Raw genomic sequence first — 18,232 nt, 5'->3', positions numbered from 1 at the left:
GATCGGCGGATGGGGACGTGCCGGGGGACCGCCGAGGATGCTTGGCGATGGGTGCTGGATCAGGTGTGTCACGACGACAGCGGTGTGTGGATCCCGCAGTTCCCAGGTGGTGAGCTGGGAGTCCGGTACCGGGAGGGCATGTACGCGGGCGTCGGCGGGCTGGCGCACGTGCTGGCGGAGATCCGCCTGAGCCGGGAGTGGACGGCGCGCGAGCAGGAGCTGGCGGACGCCGTCGTAGCGCGTGTCCAGGGGAGCATCGGGGTGACGACCGACGCCACGTTCTTCAACGGCCTGGTCAGCGCGATCAGCGTGCTGACGGCCCTGGGCGCTCCCGGAGCCGGGACCGCGGTCACCAGGTTGCTGGAACTGTCCACTCCGGACGGATGGCCGCAGGAGTTCCTGGAGCCGCCGAGGTACCTGCCGGGCGCTCGCGTGCACGACGTGGCCGTGGGCACGGCGGGCGTGCTGCTGGGCGCGGTGTGGGCCCACCGCCACGACGTCGAAGGCGCGGATGAGCTGGCCCGGACGGCCGCCGGGGTGCTGCTGGCCGAACGGGAGCAGGCCGAGTCCGGCGCCAACTGGCGTTGGGTGCCGGAGCGCTTCACGACGAACGACTGGCACAGCCCCAACTTCTCGCACGGTGTCGCAGGCGTTGCCGCCGCGTTCGCCCTGGCCGGTGCCGAGTTCGGGCGACCCGACCTCGTGGAGGCCGCGGCTGAAGGCGCCGAGCACCTCGTGGCGCTGGCGGACACCGGCGACGGAGGGTTCCGGGTGCGGCGCCGCGTGCCTGTCGTGGACCCGGATCCGTTCAGCTACGGCTGGTGCCACGGCCCGACCGGGACCTCGCTGCTGTGGCCGGCTCTGCGGCACGCGGGCATCACCGAGGTGGCGGGCGCGGACGTCGCGGAGTGGCATCGCCGCTGCCTGCACAGCGTCCGCGTCTCCGGCCTGCCCGAACGGAAGTACCCGGGCTTCTGGGACAACGACGGCCGCTGCTGCGGCACGGCCGGTGTCGGCGACGTGCTGCTCGACGCCGGGCAGCACACCGACTTCGCGCTCCACCTGGCCGACGTCGTGGTGGAACGGGCGATCCCGGACGGGTCCGGCGTGTGCTGGCGGTTCATCGAGCACCGCAACGACGACCCGCTGCTGCCGCCCGGCATCGGCTGGATGCAGGGCGCGGCGGGCATCGCGGGGTTCCTGTTCCACGCCGACCGCGTGGAACGGGGTGACCTGAGGTCGGTGCCACGCATGGACACCTGGTGGGCGTAAGTGGCGTCGCAGCACTAAGCGGGTGACCAGCCCAGTTCCGGGCCGAGCTTCGTGGCGATGTCGGTGAGGATCTGCACGTAGTCCTCGTGGGCGAAGCTGAACGGCAGCGCGAAGGCCACCTCGTCGACCTCCTGGAAGGCGAGGTGCGCGTACAGCTGCTCGGCGATCTCGGCGGACGTGCCGATCAGGTCGCGCTCGAACATGTACTTGCGCGGGCCGAACGGCTTGCCGGTCCGCGCGGTGCGTCCCTCGACGTAGGCCTCGTACTTGGCGCGCTGTTCAGGGGTGGCCGAGTCGGTCGGGATCACGACGAGGCCCTGCGAGACGCGGCCGCCGCCGTGCTCGCGGAACGTGCGGATCTGCGAGCGCTGGATCTCGGCGAAGTCCTCGGACTCCTCGGCCTGGACGACGTTGCTGGCCAGCAGGTTCAGGCCGTGCTCGCCCGCCCACCTCGCCGACCGCAGGCTGCCGCCGCCGTACCAGATCCGGTCGCGCAGCCCTGCCGAGTGCGGCTGCACGCGGTCCGACCAGACCTCGATGCCCTCGACGCCGCTGAACGACGCGACCTTCTCGCCGCCCACGAAGTCGAGCAGCCGCTGCACGCGGTCGTAGCTGAAGTTCTCGACGTCCGCCGTCTCCGGGTAGAGCACGTGCTTCACGTCGTCCCAGTGCATTGGAGGCCCGACGCTGATGCCGGGGTTGAGCCTGCCGCCGGACAGCACGTCGACCGTCGCCAGGTCCTCGGCGAGCCGCAGCGGGTTCTCCCAGCCCAGCGGGATGACCGCGGTGCCGAGCTGGATCCGGCTGGTCCGCTGGGTCGCGGCGGCGAGGACCGCGACCGGCGACGAGATGCCGAACTGCAGGTGCCGGTGCCGCACCCACGCGCTGTCGAAGCCGAGTTCCTCGCCCAGCACGATCACGTCCAGCGTGGAGCGGTGGCCCGCACCGGGATCGTGCTCGTCGAACAGCCCGATGGTGAGAAAACCCAGCTTTCGCAACGGCTCTGACTTCCGCGGCACCGTTCCTCCTCGATCGGGTCTCCCTCCGAGTTTAGGTGACGTCTCAACTACGTCCAGATGCTGGAACCCCGGCGACCGTGTGCAGGGCGTCGAGCACCACGGTGATCGCGGCGCGCGAGTCACGGCGCACGGCCGCGGTGATCCTCCGCGTCACCGGCAGCTCCCTCGTGACCACGTCGAACCGGCGGTCCACGGCCAGCGCGGGCAGCACCGCGACCGCCAGGCCGGCCTCGACGTGCTCGAGCGTGAGCATGTAGTTGCTGAACCGGCCCACCACGCGCGGCTCGAACCCCGACTGCCGGCACAGGCGCGTCGCGAGCTTCGCCATGTACGAGCCGGGGATGTCGAACGCCCAGGGCTCGTCCTTGCACGCGGCGACGTCGGCCGCGGGGTGGTTCGGCGGCGTGACCAGCACGATCGGGTCCTGGCCGAGCGGCACCACGTCGATGTCGCCCGGCACCGGCAGTTCGACGAAGTCGGTGGTCGTGATGATCACGTCGACCTCGGCGGCGAGCAGCGCGGGCATGCTGGCGTGCGGTTCCATCTCCACGATCTCGACGTCGAGGTGCGGGTACCGGAGGGCCTGGATCGCGGGCACGGCGAGCGTGTGGATCGAGCTCTGGAACGCGCCGAGCCGGATGAGGCCCGACGGTTCGTCGTTCAGGCCTCTGAGCTCGGCCTCGACGGCGTCCATGTGGTCGAGGATCGACCGCGCCCTCCTCGCCAGGATGAGCCCGGCCGACGTGAGCCGGACGCGCCGCCCGGTCCGTTCGATCAGCTGCGTGCGCGTCTCGGTCTCGAGCACCGCGAGCTGCTGGGACACGCTCGAGGCACTCAGGTTCGCGGCCTGCGCCACGGCTCGCACGGTCCCCAGCGCGTCGAGCTGGCTGAGCAGGCGCAGGCGCCACGGGTTGAGCGTCATGCTGTGCAGTATTTCCGAACAGCGAGCGTGGAATCGTGAGATGGACCTGATGCTCACCCGCTCGTAGCTTTCTCCCATGGACACCTTCTGGGACGACGTCGACCGCCACCTCGTCCGCTACGGCGGCACGTTCACGCGCGAGATCATCGACAGCGCGTCGGGGAGTTTCCTGTTCACCGAGGACGGCCGCCGGGTCCTGGACTTCACGTCCGGGCAGATGAGCGCGATCCTCGGCCATTCCCACCCGCGCATCGTCGAGACGGTGCAGCGCCAGATCGCGAACCTCGACCACCTGTTCAGCGGCATGCTCAGCCGCCCGGTCGTGGACCTGGCCCGCAGGCTCTCGGGCACGCTGCCCGAGTCGCTGTCGAAGGTGCAGCTGCTCACCACCGGAGCGGAGTCGAATGAGGCCGCGCTGCGCATGGCCAAGCTCGTGACCGGCAAGTACGAGGTGGTGGCGTTCGCCCGCTCGTGGCACGGCATGACCGCCGCCGCGGCCGCCGCGACCTACAGCGCGGGCCGCAAGGGCTACGGGCCCGCGACCCCCGGCAACTTCGCCATCCCGGCGCCGTCCGGTGACTGGCAGACGCAGCTCGACCTGGCGTTCGACCTGATCGACGCGCAGTCGGTCGGCTCGCTGGCGGCCTGCATCGTCGAGCCGATCCTCTCGTCGGCCGGCATTCTGGAACCGCCCCTCGGCTACTTCGCCGCGTTGTCCGCGAAGTGCCGCGAGCGCGGGATGCTGCTGATCATGGACGAGGCGCAGACCGGGCTGTGCCGCACGGGCAACTGGTACGCGTTCGAACGCGACGGCGTCGTGCCGGACATCCTGACGCTGTCCAAGACCCTCGGTGCGGGACTGCCGCTGGCCGCCGTGATCACGTCCGCGGAGATCGAGGCCGAGGCGCACGCCCGCGGCTACCTGTTCTTCACCACGCACGTGTCGGACCCGCTGGTCGCCGCGGTCGGCAACACCGTGCTCGACGTGCTGGCCGAGGAACGGCTGGACGAGCGTGCGGCGAAGCTCGGGGCGTTGCTGCGCAACGGGCTGGAGGACATCGCCGCGAAGCACGACCTGGTGACGGACGTCCGCGGGCGTGGGCTGCTGGTGGGGCTGGAGATCGCGGACGAGTCGCTGTCCGCGCCGATCACCCAGAAGTGCCTGGACCTCGGGCTGCACATGAACATCGTGCAGATCCCGGGGATGGGCGGGGTGTTCCGGATCGCGCCGCCGCTGACGGCGACGGAGGAGGAGCTGGCGTTGGGGATCGGCATTCTCGACGAGGCGATCGGCGCCGCCTGACCACTTGGCCACCCGTCTCGGCTGGACGGTCGAGGCGGGCGGCCACCGGCCCTGCCTACCATCGCCCGCATGCGGGTACACCATCGGCCGTTCGTCGCCACCGTGATCGTCTGCGCGGCCGTGTTCGTCATCACCGGTCTCAGCAACGGGTTCAGCCGGGCGTTGTTCCAGGACGCTCCCGGGGTCGGCAACCACGTGTGGAGAACCCCTCCGGTGGCGACCGTGCAGGCGGTCCTCGTGCTGGGAGTCGCCTTCTGGCTCGCCTGGAAGGCGTCGTCGTGGCCGGCGGTGGCGGCGCTCGTGGCGCTGGAGCTGGTGTCCATGCACGCCACCTGGGTCAGCTTCCGCTCCACCTACCTCCCGCTGGTGCTGGTGCTCGGCGTGGCCGCCGTGGCCGCCGGGCTGTACGTGCGCCTGTGGGAGCGGTCGCGGGCGGAGAGGGCGGCTGCGGCGGAGGAACGGGTGCGGCGGGACGAACGCCTCGACATGGCCCGTGAGCTGCACGACGTGGTCGCGCACCACGTCACGGGCATGCTGGTGCAGGCGCAGGCCGCCCGCGTGGTGGCGGAGCAGGACAAGGACAGGGCCTGCGCGATGCTGGACGGCGTCGTCGACGGCGGCACCGACGCGCTGGGCGCGATGCGCCTGATGGTCAGGACGTTGCGGGACAACGGTGCCGCGGCCGCGACCGGCGACCTCTCCGCCGATCTGCTCCAGCTCGTGGAGAAGTCCGGGCTGCAGGTGCGCGCGAACGTCGAGCTCGCCTCGGACGTGCCGCCGGAGCTGGGGAGGTCGGTGCTCCGGCTGGTGCAGGAGGCGCTGACCAACGTCCGCAAGCACGCCGTCGACGCGACGGACGTGGAGGTGGACGTGCGGCTGGGTGCCGGTGCGGTGATGCTGTCCGTTGTGGACAACGGAACGGCACGTCCGGCGCATTCCGGTGGGTTCGGTCTGGTGGGCATGCGGGAACGGGTGCAGGAGCTGGGCGGGCGGTTCTTCGCGGGAGCCACCGGTGACGGCTGGATCGTCACCGCCGAACTGCCGCTGCAGGTGCGCGCGTGATCTCCGTGCTCATCGCCGAGGACCAGGACATGGTGCGCGCCGGTTTCCGGCTGATCCTCGAGTCCCAGCCCGACATCAGCGTGGTGGCCGACGTCGCGGACGGGGTCAGCGCGGTCCAGCAGGCTCGTGCGCTGGAACCGCAGGTGTGCCTGGTGGACGTGCGGATGCCGGGCCTCGACGGTCTGGAGGTCACCCGGCAGCTCGCCCCGCACACCCGTGTCGTGGTCGTGACGACGTTCGACAGCGACGAGGTGCTCAACAAGGCACTGGACCTCGGCGCGTGCGGGTTCCTCACGAAGGACGCCAGCCCGGGGTTGCTCGCCGAGGCGGTCAGGTCGGCGGCGCGCGGTGACGTCCTCGTGTCGCCGCAGGTGGTGCTGCGGGTGCTGCGCCGGTCGACGTCCCCGGTCGCGTCCACCGACGCCGAGGTGCTGAGCGAACGTGAGCTGGACGTCGTGCGGCACGTCGCGAAAGGACTGAGCAACAACGAGATCGCGGCCTCGCTCAAGGTCTCGGTGTCGTCGGTGAAGGCCTACCTGGCGTCGGTGCAGACGAAGGTGGGGGCGCGCAACCGCGTCGAGATCGTCGCGTGGGCGTTCCGCGCGCACGTGGTGGCCGGCTGACCGTTGGCCAGGTGGCCAGTTCCGGCTCTCGATGTCGTCCCCACGGCCATGATCTTCCCGCTCTCCGGCCGATCCGGCGCGACCCCGTCGCACAGCAGTGTTCTGTCCTGTGAGAAACCTCTGGGGCGCAACGGTTGCCGGTCTGCTCGTCTGGGTCTTGGTGCGGAGCTTCGGCATCGGCGTGCTGGACCTGCGCGTGTACCTCGCCGGCGGCGAGGCGTGGCTCGCCGGCACCGACCTCTACACCGCGGACTTCCACGGCCCCAGAGGACTGCCGTTCACCTACCCGCCCTTCGCGGCGATGGTGTTCGGCGTGCTGGCGCCACTTCCCCTGGCTCTCACCGCGGTCCTGTTCACGGCAGTGGGCATCGGTCTCTTCACGGCGGCGGTCCGCAGGTGGGCGGGTTTCGGCCTGGTCGCGCTGTGCCTGCTGCTCGAACCGCTGCGGATCACCCTCGACATGGGACAGGTCAACCTGGTCCTGTTCGGCCTGGTCGCCGCCGACTGCCTGCTGCCGCGGCCCCCCTGGCCACGCGGCCTGCTGGTCGGGCTGGCCGCCGCGATCAAGCTGACCCCGGCGATCTTCGTGCTGTTCTTCCTGTGCCGCGGGCGGTGGCGGCCCGCGCTGACCGCCGTGGCGACGTTCACGGCGTGCGGTCTGGCCGGCTGGGTGCTGGCACCGGGCCAGTCGAAGCAGTTCTGGTTCCACGCGATGCTCGACCCGGAACGCGTCGGCGGCCTGGCCTACAGCGCGAACCAGTCGTTGCGCGGCCTGCTGTTCCGGCTCGGCGCCCCGGAGTTCGTGTGGTTCGCCGGCGCGATCGCCTTGCTCGCGTTGACGGTCGTGCTGTTGCCCCGGTTGCGCGACGACCTCACCGCTCTCGTCGCGGTCGCGGCAGCGGGTCTGCTGATCTCGCCGGTGTCCTGGTCGCACCACTGGGTGTGGATCGCGCCGGCGTTGCTGCTGCTGAAGGGCCGCGTGCGGATCGCGGTGATGGCGGTGTTCGCGGTCGGCCCGCACTGGCTGCTGCCCACGGCGGGCGACCGAGAGCTGGCGTGGACGTGGTGGCAGCACGTCGTCGGCAACACCTACGTCTGGCTGGGCCTGGGGTTCCTCGTCTGGTGCGCGTGGCGAAGCGTCGTGCGGGACAAGGCTGAACGGGGCTCTCACCCGGAACCCCGTTCAGCTGTCGGTTTCTAGCGGGCGAACTGGAACCAGTTCACGTTCGCCAGGTCACCGCCCGTGCCGCCGGTCGCCACCAGGTAGAGCCGGTGGACGCCCGTGGCGCCGGACGCGGCGGAGGTGCGGCTGGCCCACGTCTGCCACCCGCCCGTGCTCGCCGCCGAGACGGTCGCGACCAGCGGGCCGGTCGGGCTGTCGAGGCGGAACTGCAGGGTGCCGTTCGCCGTGGAGCCGGACGCGATCCGCGTGGTCACGGAGGTCGGTGGCGTGGCGCCGAAGTCGACGTCCGCGTAGGCCACGTGGTCGCCCGGCGTCAGGTAGCCGACGTTCTGCCCGCAGCCCGAGTCGGTGCACCGCTCGACCTGCGTGCCGCGCTGCTCGTCGTAGTAGGACGCACCGATGATCCCGTAGGCGTTCTGCGTGGCGGGGAACTGCGAGCCGAAGCCGTACGGGAACAGGGCGGCCTTGCCGTCACCGGCGTTGATCGGCTGCTGCGAGGCGCTCTGCATCCACGTGAACGGCAGCGTGCCGGTCGGCTTGTGGTCGCCGAACAGGACGTCCGCGACGCCGTTGCCCTCGGTGCCGGGCAGCCAGGCCGCGACCAGGGCGTGCCACTGCGGCAGCTGCGCCGCGACGTCCAGCGGGCGGCCGGACACGAGCACCACGACGACCGGGACACCGGTGGCGCGCAGGGTGTTCAGGGTCGCGATGTCCTCGGCGTCGAGCCCCAGGCCGCCGGGCCGGTCGCCCGCGCCCTCGGTGTACGGGGTTTCGCCGACGACGGCGATGGCCGCCTGGTACGTGCCGTCGATGCCGGTGCCGTTGCGGTTGTACGTGACGGTGGTGGACGTGGACACGGCCGAGCGGATGCCTTGCAGCACAGTGGTTCCCGGTGTCACCGGACCGCTGCCGCCCTGCCAGGAGATCGTCCAGCCGCCGCTCTGGTGGCCGATGTCGTCCGCGCTCTTGCCCGCGACGAAGATCTTCGACGAGGTCTTGGACAGCGGCAGCACGCCGTTCTGGTTCTTCAGCAGCACCTGCGACTTGCGCGCGGCCTCGCGGGCCAGCGCGCGGTGCGCGGCGTTGCCGACGGTTGGCGTGTACGTGCGGTCGGTCAGCGGCTTCTCGAAGAGGCCGAGCTCGAACTTCTTCGTGAGGATGCGGCGGTTGGCGTCGTCGATGCGCGACATCGGCACGCGTCCCGCCTGCACCTCGTGCTTGAGGTACGTGATGAACTGGCGCCACGCGGTCGGCACCATGATCATGTCGAGGCCGGCGTTGATCGAGTCGCGCACCTCGGCGGCGGTGAAGCCGGCCTGGCCGTCGATCTGGTCGATGGCGTTCCAGTCCGACACGACGAGGCCGCTGAAGCCGAGCTCGTTCTTCAGCACGTCGGTGATCAGGTACCTGTGCCCGTGCAGCTTCGTGCCGTTCCAGCTGCTGTAGGTGATCATCACCGAGCCGACGCCCTTGGCGATGGCGTCGCGGAACGGCGGCAGGTGCGTCGCCCGCAGTTCGGCCTCGCTGACCTGGGTGTTGCCCTGGTCGGTGCCGTTGGTCGTGCCGCCGTCGCCGATGTAGTGCTTGGCCGTGGCGAGCACCGAGCCGGAGTCCGACAGCTTCGAGCCCTGCAGGCCCGTGATCATCGTCGTCATCGACGTGGCGTCCTGGGGCGTCTCGCCGAACGACTCGTAGGTGCGGCCCCAGCGGTCGTTGCGCGCGACGCACAGGCACGGCGCGAAGTCCCAGTCGATGCCGGTGCCCGACACCTCCTCGGCCGTGGCGCGGCCGATCCGCTGCACCAGTGCGGGGTCACGCGTCGCGCCCAGGCCGATGTTGTGCGGGAAGATCGTGGCTCCGACGACGTTGTTGTGGCCGTGCACGGCGTCCACGCCGTAGATCATGGGAATGCCCAGCGGCGTGGCGATCGCCGCGCGCTGGAAGTCGTCGTACATGTTCGCCCACGACGTGGCGTTGTTCGGCGAGGGCGCGGAACCGCCGCCGGACAGCAGCGAGCCGATCCGGAAGTTCGCCAGGTCGGCGTTGCTGACCGAGTTGCGCTCGGCCTGCGTCATCTGCCCGACCTTCTCGTCGAGCGACATGCGGCCCAGCAGGTCGGCGACACGAGCCGGGATCGGCTGGGCGGGGTCCTTGTAGATCGGATCGGCCGCGGCGGCCGTTCCGGTGGGGATGACGGCGGCACCGAGCAGAAGTGCGGCCGCGAGGAACTTTCTCACAGGGCAGACCTCCGGGGGACGAGGTCCTGTTTACCTTGCGGCACAACAGGGTTCACCGAGCGTAGCTCGCGTCCGCAAAGTGGTGTAGACCATCGGGGAGCCGGTACTCGTTCCGGTTCCCCTCACGGGTCTAGCGGCACCAGGACTGGACCTTCTCGGCGAAGTCGGGGAACTCCGCCCGTGCGGCCGCCAGCACCTCGGCCGGCGTGCGCGGTCCGACCCCGGAGTACTTCTCCGCGACAGCCCGCAGTTCCTCGTTCGGGACACCGCTGTCCGAGCCGAACTCGACGGCCTCCTGCGGCCCCACCCCGCCCGCGAGCAACCAGAGGAACTCGCCCAGGCTCGTCGCGACGGGCCCGACCTCACCCTCCGACCCGAAGAACACGACGGGCTGCGCGGTCAGCGGCCCCTCCCGCACCAGCCACAGCACGGCGAGCCCGCCGGTGCCGTCCTGCCCGAACGGCCGGAACGCGTCGCCGTCCAGTTCCTCGTTGCCCGTCCACGACCTGATCCAGCCGGTCGTCTCCTCGGCGGAGTCGAACTCCTGGTACGGCTCGTAGTCGATGTTGCCCGGCGAGGGCTCGTCGGCCTTCTCATCGTACTCCCACGGGAAGTCGATGGCGCTGAGCGCGGCCAGCGCGGCGGGGAAGACGCGGTCGTCAGTGATCTCCACGCGCGCACGCTACTTCAACTGTTCGACACATCCTGCCGATTCCTCATTTGCGGTGGCGGATCCCGGCGTAGACGAACGTGCCTCCGGCGAAGGCGAGCGCGAGGCCCGCCCACCCGCGCTGGTTCTCGGCCATTGTGAGGGTGGTGGTGTCAGTGAGCAGCGGGAACGCGAAGAGGAAGGCCCCGCCGAAGAACGCGATCACCGCGACCACGACCGACCACGCCGGCAGCGTCGGCTTCTCGAAGTTGTACCCGCCTCTGGCCAACACCACCGTCGACGACATGAGGGCCAAGGAGATCACCGTCAGCACGACGTTCGCCGACCGCGGCAGCAACGCACTGCCGGTCACGAACCCGGACACGATGACGACGGCGTCGAGGAAGATCACCACGAGCGAGGCCCACTGCAACGGCACCAGTCTCATGCTTCGACACAGTAGGGCCGCCAGGCCGATCACCGGGCGAGAATCGCGAACCGCGACAAGAAGATCCGCGAACGTCAGCAGGCCCTGACGACGACCGAGTGCGCCTTGCCGCCGAGGTCGAGGATCGTCACGGTCTTGTTGCCCGCGGGAACGCGGACCTGGTACTTGCCGGGGTTGACCGGGTAGCCGAAGTAGCTGCCGGCCGGGGCGGCCGCGGTGCCCGCGATGTTCCTGCCGTCGGTGGTGTGGATCGTGGTGGAGACCGCTTTGCCGCAGTTGTTGGAGATGTAGATCTTGCCCTTGGTCGCGGCGGAGGCGGATCCGGCGCCGAGGGCGGAGATGACCAGACCTGCGGCGGCCAGACCGGTGAGAACGCGCCGGGTGGTCGTCATGGTGCTCCTCCGGAGGGTGCTTGCGGACATCGGTCGCAAGATATCCGCCGGTGCGTCCGAGCACAGTCGGTCGAACGACCGACACCGCGTTACGGCCGGGCTGCGGTGTACAACTGTTGCAGCACAACGTCAACGTGCCGGCGAGTGGGAGAGCGGTGCACGAGGTGTGGGATCACCGCGGCGCCACGGCGCAGGACGAGGCCCGGCACTGGGCTGCCGCGGACGGGACGGTCATCGTGGAGACGCGTCCTCCGGGCTCGTTCGCGGAGGCGGTCACGACGCTGACCGCGCTGGACGTCGCCACCGGTGCCGTGCTGTGGCGACGGACCTGTCCTCCGCTCGGCCCGAACCAGGCCATCGTCGTCGACGGCGACCTCCTCGCGGTCCTGCACGTCGGGCAACGGCTCCAGGCCTGCGGGTACGACGCCGCCACTGGTGCCGAGCTCTGGACCCATCCGCTGACCGGGGAGCCGCGGGGCGTCGCGGTGCTCGGGCAGGAGATCGTGGTCGTCTCCGGATCGTCGATCCGGAGACTGGGCCGGGACGGTCGCCTGCTCGGCAGGACGGACCTGGCCGGCTCGGCACTGACGACCCTCGCCGTCACGGACGACGGTGACATCATCACGGCCAACGGCCGGGGCAGGCAGAACATCCTCCGGTTCTCCCGTGACACCTTGGACGTGCTCTGGGCCACAAGGGTTCCCGGTGAGCAGTGGACGTACCGGCACACCCCGCTGGTCACCTGCGATTCGGTCTACTTCCACTCGTACTCGCTGTGGGCGATGGCGGTGGACGTCGTGACCGGTGAGGTCCGCTGGCGCAAGAAGAAGGCGGCGGGGCGTGGTGGCGTCGTGCTCCCAGGTCCTGACGAGACCGTCCTTTGGGGAACCGATGGCTTGGCCCGGGTCCGCTCACAGGACGGGAAAGCGCTGTGGCAGAAGCGAAGAGTGGTCGCGGTTACAGGTACCGGTGACCCGGACCGCGTCGTGATCGCGCGACGCGCCGACGTGCCCTACGCGTTCGCTCCGGAGGAACGCATCGATGTGCGAGTTGAACTGCTGGACGCGAGGATGGGTGACACGGTCAGCGGAGTCGACCTGGTCGGCGTGCGGAGGCACTGGGTGGACGGCGACATGTCCGGCCGTCTGTTCGCCGTGATCGGCGGCGTGCTCGTCTCCGGTCTCGAAACCGGGCGGGTGCGGGCATTCACGGTCGCGACCGCCACTGCGGACAGCTGAGAAGACGAGAGAGAACCGAATGATCAAGGACAACGATCCCGAGATGATCGCCGAGCTGGACCGCCTCGACGCGGCGGTCAAAGCAGCGCCCCCGGGAGACACGTCGGCGCAGATCGCGCTGTGGCGGCAGGCGACCGCGCTGGAGCACTGGTTCTTCGTCGCGCGGGGGCCGGCCGACCGGCCCCGTCCCTACGCCGTGGCGGCCGAGCAGGGGTCGATGATCTGCCTCTACAGCAGCGCCGCACGGGCGAGCGAAGCCGCCCGGGCCCTCGGGCCGGGCGACCCGGAGAGCGGCGCGGCACCGTTGTTCGGCGTGCCGATGCCGGCGGCGATCGACTACGTCGCCTCGTTCGGCAGGGCCGGTGTCTTCGGTGTGACGCTGGACCACCCGCGGATCGGCCACTACATCCCGCTGGTGAACCTGGGGCTGCTCAAGAGCTGGATCGAGGGGTCCGGCCAGTGACCGGCGATTCGGGTGACGACTTCGTCGAGGTGATCGCGCGCGAGGTGGAGGCCGATCCCGGCAACCTGGCGTTGCGCGAGGACTTCATCACCCTGCTGCTGGAGCACGATCCCAACCGCGCCGCCACCGAACTGAAGGCGTTCGAAGCCACCGGCGGTGATCCGGCACGAGCCCGCGTGCTGCGCGCCCGGCTGATGGCGGCACGGATGCGCGCCTCGAACCCGCCGCCGCCCGCCGAGACCGCACCGGTCCCGGCCCCTGCCGACCACGACCGCCAGGACGGCAGCGCCGCCGCCTCGGAGAAGCTGTGGGACGCCGAACGCCCGGCGGTGACGCTCGCCGACGTCGCGGGCCTCGCCGAGGTGAAGCGGCACCTGGACACCACGTTCCTGGCCCCGCTGCGCAACCCCGAGCTGGCGGCGGCGTTCGGGCAGAAGCCGGGCGGGTCACTGCTGATGTACGGCCCGCCCGGTTGCGGCAAGACGTTCATCGCAAGGGCGATCGCGGGCGACCTCGGAGCGTCCTTCATCCACGTGACCCTCGCGGACCTGCTCAGCAAGTACGTCGGGGAGAGCGAGAAGGCGATCCAGAGCGTCTTCCGCAACGCACGCGCGGCCAAGCCGTGCGTGATCTTCTTCGACGAGTTCGACGCGCTCGGCGGACGGCGCACCTCCGGCGGCGGCGGGTCGCAGACGATGCGGATGCTCGTCACCCAGCTGCTGGAAGAGCTCGACGGCGTGGCCGGCGCGAACGAAGGCGTCTACTTCCTGGCCGCCACGAACCGGCCGTGGGACATCGACCCCGCGCTGCGCAGGCCGGGCCGGATCGACAAGACCGTGCTCGTACTGCCACCGGACGCGGCCGCCAGGGAGGCGATCGTGCAGGGCGCGCTGGAGGGCAAGCCGGCCGACGACGTCGACTTCGCCGCCGTCGCGGCGGCGACCGAGGGGTTCTCCGGCGCCGACCTCAGCCACCTGACGACCACCGTCCTGCAGCAGGCGATGGTCGAGTCGATGAGCAGGGGTGAGCTGGTGCCGGTTTCCACCGGCGCGGTGCTGGCCGCGGTCAGCGGTGTCATCCCGTCCACGACGTCCTGGTTCGACCAGGTGGCGCCGGTGCTCGAGTTCGGCGTCGACGACGGGACCTTCGATCAACTCCGGGCGTACCGGGTCAGGCGAGGCATGCGATGAGTGACTTCGGCCGTGTGGCCGCCGACGACAACGACGCCGTGGAGCGGAGTCTGGACCTGGCCTGGGAGCTCTTCGCGGCGCAGCCGGCGCATCCCAGGGTCGCCGAGCTGGCGTTGCGGGTGCTCGCGGTCCAGCCCGGGCGGAGCAGCGTGTCGCTGTTGCTCGCCAACCACCGCGAGGCTTGTGGCGAGGTCGCCGAGGCCCGCCGCCTCTACCTCGAGGTCGCCGGCCGCCGCGACGGCCAGTTCGTCAACGCGGCTCGTGCTCTGCGGCACCTGGCGCTGGCCCAGCACGAGCACGCGGAGGCGCTGCGGTGGGCACGCACGGTGCTGGCCGAGGACCACGAGGAGTGGGGCGACTGGATGGAGCTGGGCTTCGCCCAGGCGCTGTGCGGGGAGCACGACGAAGGGTGGCACCAGCTCGACGAGGCGGTGGCACTGTGCGCCCGGACGGCGCCGGACGGACTGCCCGGCGCGCTCGGGAAGCGCGCGGCGTACCTGCTGGGGAGCTTCGCACCTCCCGGCCGGTTCGTCCCCGCGGCCGAGGAGGCCGTCCGGGCCGATGCCGCGAACTCCTGGGTCGCCCTGATGCTCGGCTGGTCCTACCTGGTGCAGTACCGGTTCGTCGACGCCGAGCAGCTCGGCCTGCGACTGCTGCGCGAGAACCCGACCGAGGACCTGCTGCAGAACCTGGTGGGGACGGCTCGGACGATGCTGCGGATCGTCGAGAACGCCCACGCCCAGGCCATCACGCTGGAGGACATCCGCCGCACCGGGGTGATCGAGATGGGCTGGCGGCAGCTCCGCGACCAGCTCCTCGGCACCGACCTGGCGTCCGCGCTGGCGGCGTTGGACGAGGTGATGCCCGGCGGACTGCGCACGACCCTGCGACCGGGGACCTCGATCGCCGACGAGCCCGAGAGCGACAAGATCGGTTCCATGGCCGCGGAGGACCTGCTGGCGTGGCACGACGGCCAGCAGCCCGGCTCCGGTGCCGCCTGGGGGCTGGCCGAGCCGTTCCGCCTGATGTCGGCGGCCGAGATCATCGCCATGAGCACCGAGATCGAGGCCGACCAGGCAGCGCACCCGGACTGGCCCGAGAACGAGGTCTGGGAACAGGTGATGACCGACGACGCCGGGGCGTACCTGGTCGTCGTCGCGTTCGGGGCGCTGGTCAAGCGCCGGCCTGGGCGTCCGGACGAACCCGTCGCCGCGTCGATGGCCGACTGGATCTGGGACCGGGTGGCCGGCTTCGGCGGCCTGGACCCGCGACCGGCACCCCGCAAGGCCGAGGCTCTCCCGGACGACCTGCCCGCTGTCCCCGGGACGACGCTGACCGGTGTTATCTCGACGATGTACGCCGCGCTGGGCACGTCCGAGGACTCCGCGCCGTACGCCGAACTGCGCGGGCTCTTCCCCGACTCGACGGTCCGGCAGAGCGCGCTGGACCCCGTGGTGCCGAGTACTGACGGCGTCGACATCGCGTTGCTCGACGGGATGGTGAAGAAGGTCACCGTCGAGGTCGCGCACTGCCCGGCCGCTGACCGCGTGATCTCCGGGCTCGACCTCGACGGGCACCGCGGACCGGTCGACGCCCACGTGCGCGCGCACGGTGCCCTGGTGCACAACAGCTGGGAGAACCGCGCCTCCGGCGAGGTCACCGTCAACTACGACCTCGCCGCGCACCGGCTCGGCCTGCAGTGGGAGAACGGGAGACTCGCACGGATCTTCGTGTCCGCCGTCAGCGCGCCGCCCGGAGCCTGAGCGGGAAGGTGCGCACGACGATCAACTGGCGTCGGCCTGGAGCAGGCCGGGGACCACGTCGAACTTGCGGTCCAGTCCGGTGAGCCTGAGCGGCCGTAGGACCGCGCGGGTGCGGGCCACCACGACGAACTCGACCTCGGCGGTCACGGTCGCCTCCCACACGGCCATCAGGGTGGCCAGACCGGAGATGCTGAGGAAGCTCACCGCGGTGAGGTCGACGACGAGGTCCGGTCCCGCCTTGCGGACGTGCTCCTGGAGACGGGTGTGCAGCACTGGACCACTGCGCGCGTCGACCTCGCCGAAAACCGCGATGACGACGGACCCTCGCCGGACGAGCTGTTCTGTGACGGTGAATCGCGTGGTGCCGGGGTGACCGCGCAACTGGCGGTTCTGGGCGATCACGGGTGCCCTGTGCAGACGGACGGTGCTCACGGGAGTCTCCTCGGGGAACCGTGGCGACCGCGGGGTCCAGGCGGGCGGAGGGCTGAGAAGCCGCAGGATAGGTATCGGCGGCGTCCGGGCACAACCCGCGCCGGGCGCCCGTCACTCGATCGGGTTGTCATCTGTGACCGTTCGGCCGTCGCGGCATCGCGGTGAGTTGCAGCTTTGGTCCCCTCATCGGCCCTGTTCAGCAACGCCGCGGAGTCCTATCCTTAGGAGACATCCCATCCGCTCCGGACCTTGGCGGCGCACGTGTCGAGTCGTTGACGCGCCAAGGAGGCCACCGAGATGTTTCCGCTCACGGCGCCGGCTGACGTGTCACGCGGGTTGAGCGCTCTTCGCCGGCCTTGCCGGGACTGTCGTTGCGGACGACGCCAGGTGCTCGCCTGCCTGGTCGCCGTCCTGAGTGGACACACGCGCGGTCTGCCCCTGGTCAACGCTCGTGCTGATCGTGCTCGGTCAGCGCGGGCACGGACCTCAGCGCTCGGTTGTGGCGCGGTTCGGTGCGCGTCTTGGCCTCGTCGACCTGACGGATCAGCTCGTTGCGGACCTCGTTGAGCGCGGCCGGCAGATCCGGCTCGGACGAGGTGGCGACGAGGTGCAGGCGGGGGTTGCGGTTGATCCAGCACTCCAGGGTGACCCGCTGCTCGACGCCGCGGCGGTCCTTCACGCTGATCTCGAGGTCGACCTGGTCTTCGCGGAAGGAACGCAGCCGCGAGCCGAGCGCGGCCAGGCGTTCCGCGACCCAGTCGTGTTCGTTCGCCAGGAAGCCGGTGGCGAGGTGCAACCGGTTGGTGATGACAGCGGAGTCGTGCGGTAGTTCGCTCATCTGCTCACTTGTCCTTTGTGGATGCCGGGATCACGACCGTCGCCTCGCGGCTCAGAGTCGGGCGTGCGGGTAGTCCGGTGATCGGCGCTGGAACGAGAGGATGCGGGGGTTGACGATGGTGCCCTCGCGGATCTCGACGGCGCGCCGGAGGATGTCGCTGGAGTCCCAGGCGCCGGTGAGCACCGGACGCAGGTGGGGGAGCAGCGCTTCGCTGATCTCCCAGGTCGCCGAGTTCCACAGGTAGGACGGGCTGTGGTCCACGCCGTAGTAGCGCACGTGGTCGCCCACCAGGAAGTCCGGCTCGTCGAACGTGGTGGGGCGCGCCCACTCGAAGCCCATGCCCGCATCGCAGGAGACGTCCACGACCAGCGTTCCCGGGGCCACGGTGGACAAGTCGGCGTTGGTGAGGAACGTCAGCGGTGCGTCGGTGTCCTGCAGCACGCAGTTGACGATGATGTCGTGTTCCGCGAGGAAACCGGCCAGCGGCACGCGGCCGTCGTCGGTGAAGGCGTGGCTGCGCGCCGGATCGGTGGCGTCGTGGTCGAAGTGGACGATCCGCGCGGAGTGGATCGGCGCGCTGACGGCGGTGACGCCGCGGTTGGTGAGGACGGTGACCTCGTGCACGCCGTGCGCGTTGAGCGCCGTCACGGCGCCTCGTGCGGTCGCCCCGAAACCGATCACGACCGCACGCAGCCGTCGCCCGTAGTCACCGGTCGAGCCGCTGAGTTGCAGGGCGTGCAGCACCGAGCAGTAGCCGGCGAGCTCGTTGTTCTTGTGGAAGACGTGCAGGCTGAACGAGCCGTCGGAGGTCCAGTGGTTCATCGCCTCGAAGGCGATGAGCGTCAGCCGCCGTTCCACGGCCAGCTGCGTGAGCTTCTCGTCCTGGACGCAGTGCGGCCAGCCCCACAGCACCTGACCTTCGCGCAGTTGCGCGATGTCGTCGGCGATCGGCTTGAGCAGCAGGACGACATCGCACTCCGCGATGAGCTCCTCGCGTGAGCGCAGCCCTCCGACGGACGCCGCGAGTTGCGCGTCGGAGACGCCGAAGCGTTCTCCGTAGCCGTGTTCGAGGTAGATGCGGCTGCGGAGGTCCGCGTCGATCCGGTCCAGGTGCAACGGGTGCAGGGGAAGCCTGCGTTCGTTCTCCTTCTGGGTCTGGGCGATGACTCCGAGGCTGAGCTGGTCCACGTGTGTCCTG

The 18,232-nt window shown here is 70.5% G+C and carries 18 protein-coding genes and 1 pseudogene; 9 read left to right on the top strand and 10 right to left on the bottom strand.

What is annotated here, in order from left to right; all coding sequences use genetic code 11:
- The first annotated feature begins 51 nt into the window (after positions 1-51).
- Positions 52-1,272, top strand: a complete 1,221-nt coding sequence (locus DFR72_RS26805; RefSeq protein WP_245983534.1) for a lanthionine synthetase LanC family protein — start codon at positions 52-54, stop codon at positions 1,270-1,272.
- Positions 1,273-1,286: 14 nt separating this feature from the next.
- Here the strand turns inward: DFR72_RS26805 and DFR72_RS26800 are convergent, their stop codons facing one another.
- Together DFR72_RS26800 and DFR72_RS26795 are read right to left on the bottom strand one after the other, a co-directional pair.
- Positions 1,287-2,291, bottom strand: coding sequence for an LLM class flavin-dependent oxidoreductase (locus tag DFR72_RS26800; RefSeq protein ID WP_090063236.1), 1,005 nt, complete (start codon positions 2,289-2,291; stop codon positions 1,287-1,289).
- Positions 2,292-2,334: 43 nt separating this feature from the next.
- A complete protein-coding gene (locus DFR72_RS26795) occupies positions 2,335-3,213 on the bottom strand; it encodes a LysR substrate-binding domain-containing protein (RefSeq protein WP_090063235.1) in 879 nt (292 codons plus the stop codon).
- Positions 3,214-3,289: 76 nt separating this feature from the next.
- Here DFR72_RS26795 and DFR72_RS26790 point away from each other — a divergent pair, with 76 nt between their 5' ends.
- From DFR72_RS26790 to DFR72_RS26775, 4 genes are all read left to right on the top strand, one after another.
- Positions 3,290-4,516 (top strand): aspartate aminotransferase family protein, encoded by a 1,227-nt coding sequence (locus DFR72_RS26790; RefSeq protein WP_090063233.1) that lies wholly within the window; start codon positions 3,290-3,292, stop codon positions 4,514-4,516.
- A gap of 69 nt (positions 4,517-4,585) precedes the next feature.
- On the top strand, positions 4,586-5,578 hold the full coding sequence (locus tag DFR72_RS26785; RefSeq protein WP_090063232.1) for a sensor histidine kinase: 993 nt from the start codon (positions 4,586-4,588) through the stop codon (positions 5,576-5,578).
- The gene (locus tag DFR72_RS26780) at positions 5,575-6,201 is read left to right on the top strand and encodes a response regulator transcription factor (RefSeq protein ID WP_090063231.1); all 627 of its coding nucleotides are present in this window, start codon (positions 5,575-5,577) and stop codon (positions 6,199-6,201) included. Before DFR72_RS26785 ends, DFR72_RS26780 begins: the two co-directional genes overlap by 4 nt.
- Before the next feature lie 109 nt (positions 6,202-6,310).
- Positions 6,311-7,402 (top strand): glycosyltransferase 87 family protein, encoded by a 1,092-nt coding sequence (locus DFR72_RS26775; protein ID WP_090063229.1) that lies wholly within the window; start codon positions 6,311-6,313, stop codon positions 7,400-7,402.
- Here the strand turns inward: DFR72_RS26775 and DFR72_RS47150 are convergent.
- From DFR72_RS47150 to DFR72_RS26755, 5 genes and pseudogenes are all read right to left on the bottom strand, one after another.
- The gene (locus DFR72_RS47150) at positions 7,399-7,785 is read right to left on the bottom strand and encodes a carbohydrate-binding protein (protein WP_245983557.1); all 387 of its coding nucleotides are present in this window, start codon (positions 7,783-7,785) and stop codon (positions 7,399-7,401) included. The genes DFR72_RS26775 and DFR72_RS47150 overlap by 4 nt on opposite strands.
- 27 nt (positions 7,786-7,812) lie before the next feature.
- Positions 7,813-9,621 (bottom strand): annotated as a pseudogene (locus DFR72_RS26770) (glycoside hydrolase family 3 protein); the annotation flags it as partial.
- Between the two features lie 130 nt (positions 9,622-9,751).
- Complete coding sequence (locus tag DFR72_RS26765) at positions 9,752-10,294, bottom strand: SMI1/KNR4 family protein (RefSeq protein ID WP_090063228.1); 543 nt, start codon at positions 10,292-10,294, stop codon at positions 9,752-9,754.
- Between the two features lie 43 nt (positions 10,295-10,337).
- Positions 10,338-10,718: a hypothetical protein gene (locus DFR72_RS26760; RefSeq protein ID WP_090063225.1), complete on the bottom strand. Its 381-nt coding sequence runs from the start codon at positions 10,716-10,718 to the stop codon at positions 10,338-10,340.
- 74 nt (positions 10,719-10,792) lie between these two features.
- Complete coding sequence (locus DFR72_RS26755; protein ID WP_090063223.1) at positions 10,793-11,110, bottom strand: hypothetical protein; 318 nt, start codon at positions 11,108-11,110, stop codon at positions 10,793-10,795.
- 155 nt (positions 11,111-11,265) lie between these two features.
- Between DFR72_RS26755 and DFR72_RS26750 the strand changes: the two genes are divergently transcribed.
- The 4 genes from DFR72_RS26750 to DFR72_RS26735 are packed head-to-tail and all read left to right on the top strand — an operon-like array spanning position 11,266 to position 15,764.
- Entirely contained in the window at positions 11,266-12,348 is a 1,083-nt protein-coding gene (locus DFR72_RS26750; RefSeq protein WP_170176411.1) for an outer membrane protein assembly factor BamB family protein, read from the top strand.
- A gap of 19 nt (positions 12,349-12,367) precedes the next feature.
- Entirely contained in the window at positions 12,368-12,811 is a 444-nt protein-coding gene (locus tag DFR72_RS26745; RefSeq protein WP_090063220.1) for a hypothetical protein, read from the top strand.
- Positions 12,808-14,001: an ATP-binding protein gene (locus DFR72_RS26740; RefSeq protein ID WP_090063218.1), complete on the top strand. Its 1,194-nt coding sequence runs from the start codon at positions 12,808-12,810 to the stop codon at positions 13,999-14,001. The genes DFR72_RS26745 and DFR72_RS26740 overlap by 4 nt, the downstream gene beginning before the upstream one ends.
- Entirely contained in the window at positions 13,998-15,764 is a 1,767-nt protein-coding gene (locus DFR72_RS26735; RefSeq protein ID WP_090063217.1) for a tetratricopeptide repeat protein, read from the top strand. Before DFR72_RS26740 ends, DFR72_RS26735 begins: the two co-directional genes overlap by 4 nt.
- A 21-nt stretch (positions 15,765-15,785) precedes the next feature.
- Here DFR72_RS26735 and DFR72_RS26730 read toward each other — a convergent pair whose 3' ends face one another.
- The 3 genes from DFR72_RS26730 to DFR72_RS26720 all read right to left on the bottom strand — a co-directional run bounded on the left by DFR72_RS26730 (position 15,786) and on the right by DFR72_RS26720 (position 18,222).
- A complete protein-coding gene (locus tag DFR72_RS26730; RefSeq protein WP_170176410.1) occupies positions 15,786-16,196 on the bottom strand; it encodes an STAS domain-containing protein in 411 nt (136 codons plus the stop codon).
- 442 nt (positions 16,197-16,638) lie between these two features.
- The gene (locus tag DFR72_RS26725) at positions 16,639-17,034 is read right to left on the bottom strand and encodes an HPF/RaiA family ribosome-associated protein (RefSeq protein ID WP_090063214.1); all 396 of its coding nucleotides are present in this window, start codon (positions 17,032-17,034) and stop codon (positions 16,639-16,641) included.
- A gap of 51 nt (positions 17,035-17,085) precedes the next feature.
- The gene (locus DFR72_RS26720; protein ID WP_090063212.1) at positions 17,086-18,222 is read right to left on the bottom strand and encodes a N(5)-(carboxyethyl)ornithine synthase; all 1,137 of its coding nucleotides are present in this window, start codon (positions 18,220-18,222) and stop codon (positions 17,086-17,088) included.
- Positions 18,223-18,232 lie beyond the last annotated feature (10 nt).

It is taken from the genome of Lentzea flaviverrucosa, assembly GCF_003350445.1.
GTDB classification, from domain to species: domain Bacteria; phylum Actinomycetota; class Actinomycetes; order Mycobacteriales; family Pseudonocardiaceae; genus Lentzea; species Lentzea californiensis.
The sequence above is the reverse complement of the archived record's forward strand: the minus strand, read 5'-3'. Positions and strand labels throughout refer to the sequence as shown.

Bases quoted from the DNA above. Each gene is read 5' to 3' on its own strand.
- DFR72_RS26795 (WP_090063235.1), bottom strand. From the start codon at position 3,213: ATGACGCTCAACCCGTGGCGCCTGCGCCTGCTCAGCCAGCTCGACGCG.
- DFR72_RS26790 (WP_090063233.1), top strand. From the start codon at position 3,290: ATGGACACCTTCTGGGACGACGTCGACCGCCACCTCGTCCGCTACGGC.
- DFR72_RS26785 (WP_090063232.1), top strand. From the start codon at position 4,586: ATGCGGGTACACCATCGGCCGTTCGTCGCCACCGTGATCGTCTGCGCG.
- DFR72_RS26760 (WP_090063225.1), bottom strand. From the start codon at position 10,718: ATGAGACTGGTGCCGTTGCAGTGGGCCTCGCTCGTGGTGATCTTCCTC.
- DFR72_RS26755 (WP_090063223.1), bottom strand. From the start codon at position 11,110: ATGACGACCACCCGGCGCGTTCTCACCGGTCTGGCCGCCGCAGGTCTG.
- DFR72_RS26745 (WP_090063220.1), top strand. From the start codon at position 12,368: ATGATCAAGGACAACGATCCCGAGATGATCGCCGAGCTGGACCGCCTC.
- DFR72_RS26735 (WP_090063217.1), top strand. From the start codon at position 13,998: ATGAGTGACTTCGGCCGTGTGGCCGCCGACGACAACGACGCCGTGGAG.
- DFR72_RS26725 (WP_090063214.1), bottom strand. From the start codon at position 17,034: ATGAGCGAACTACCGCACGACTCCGCTGTCATCACCAACCGGTTGCAC.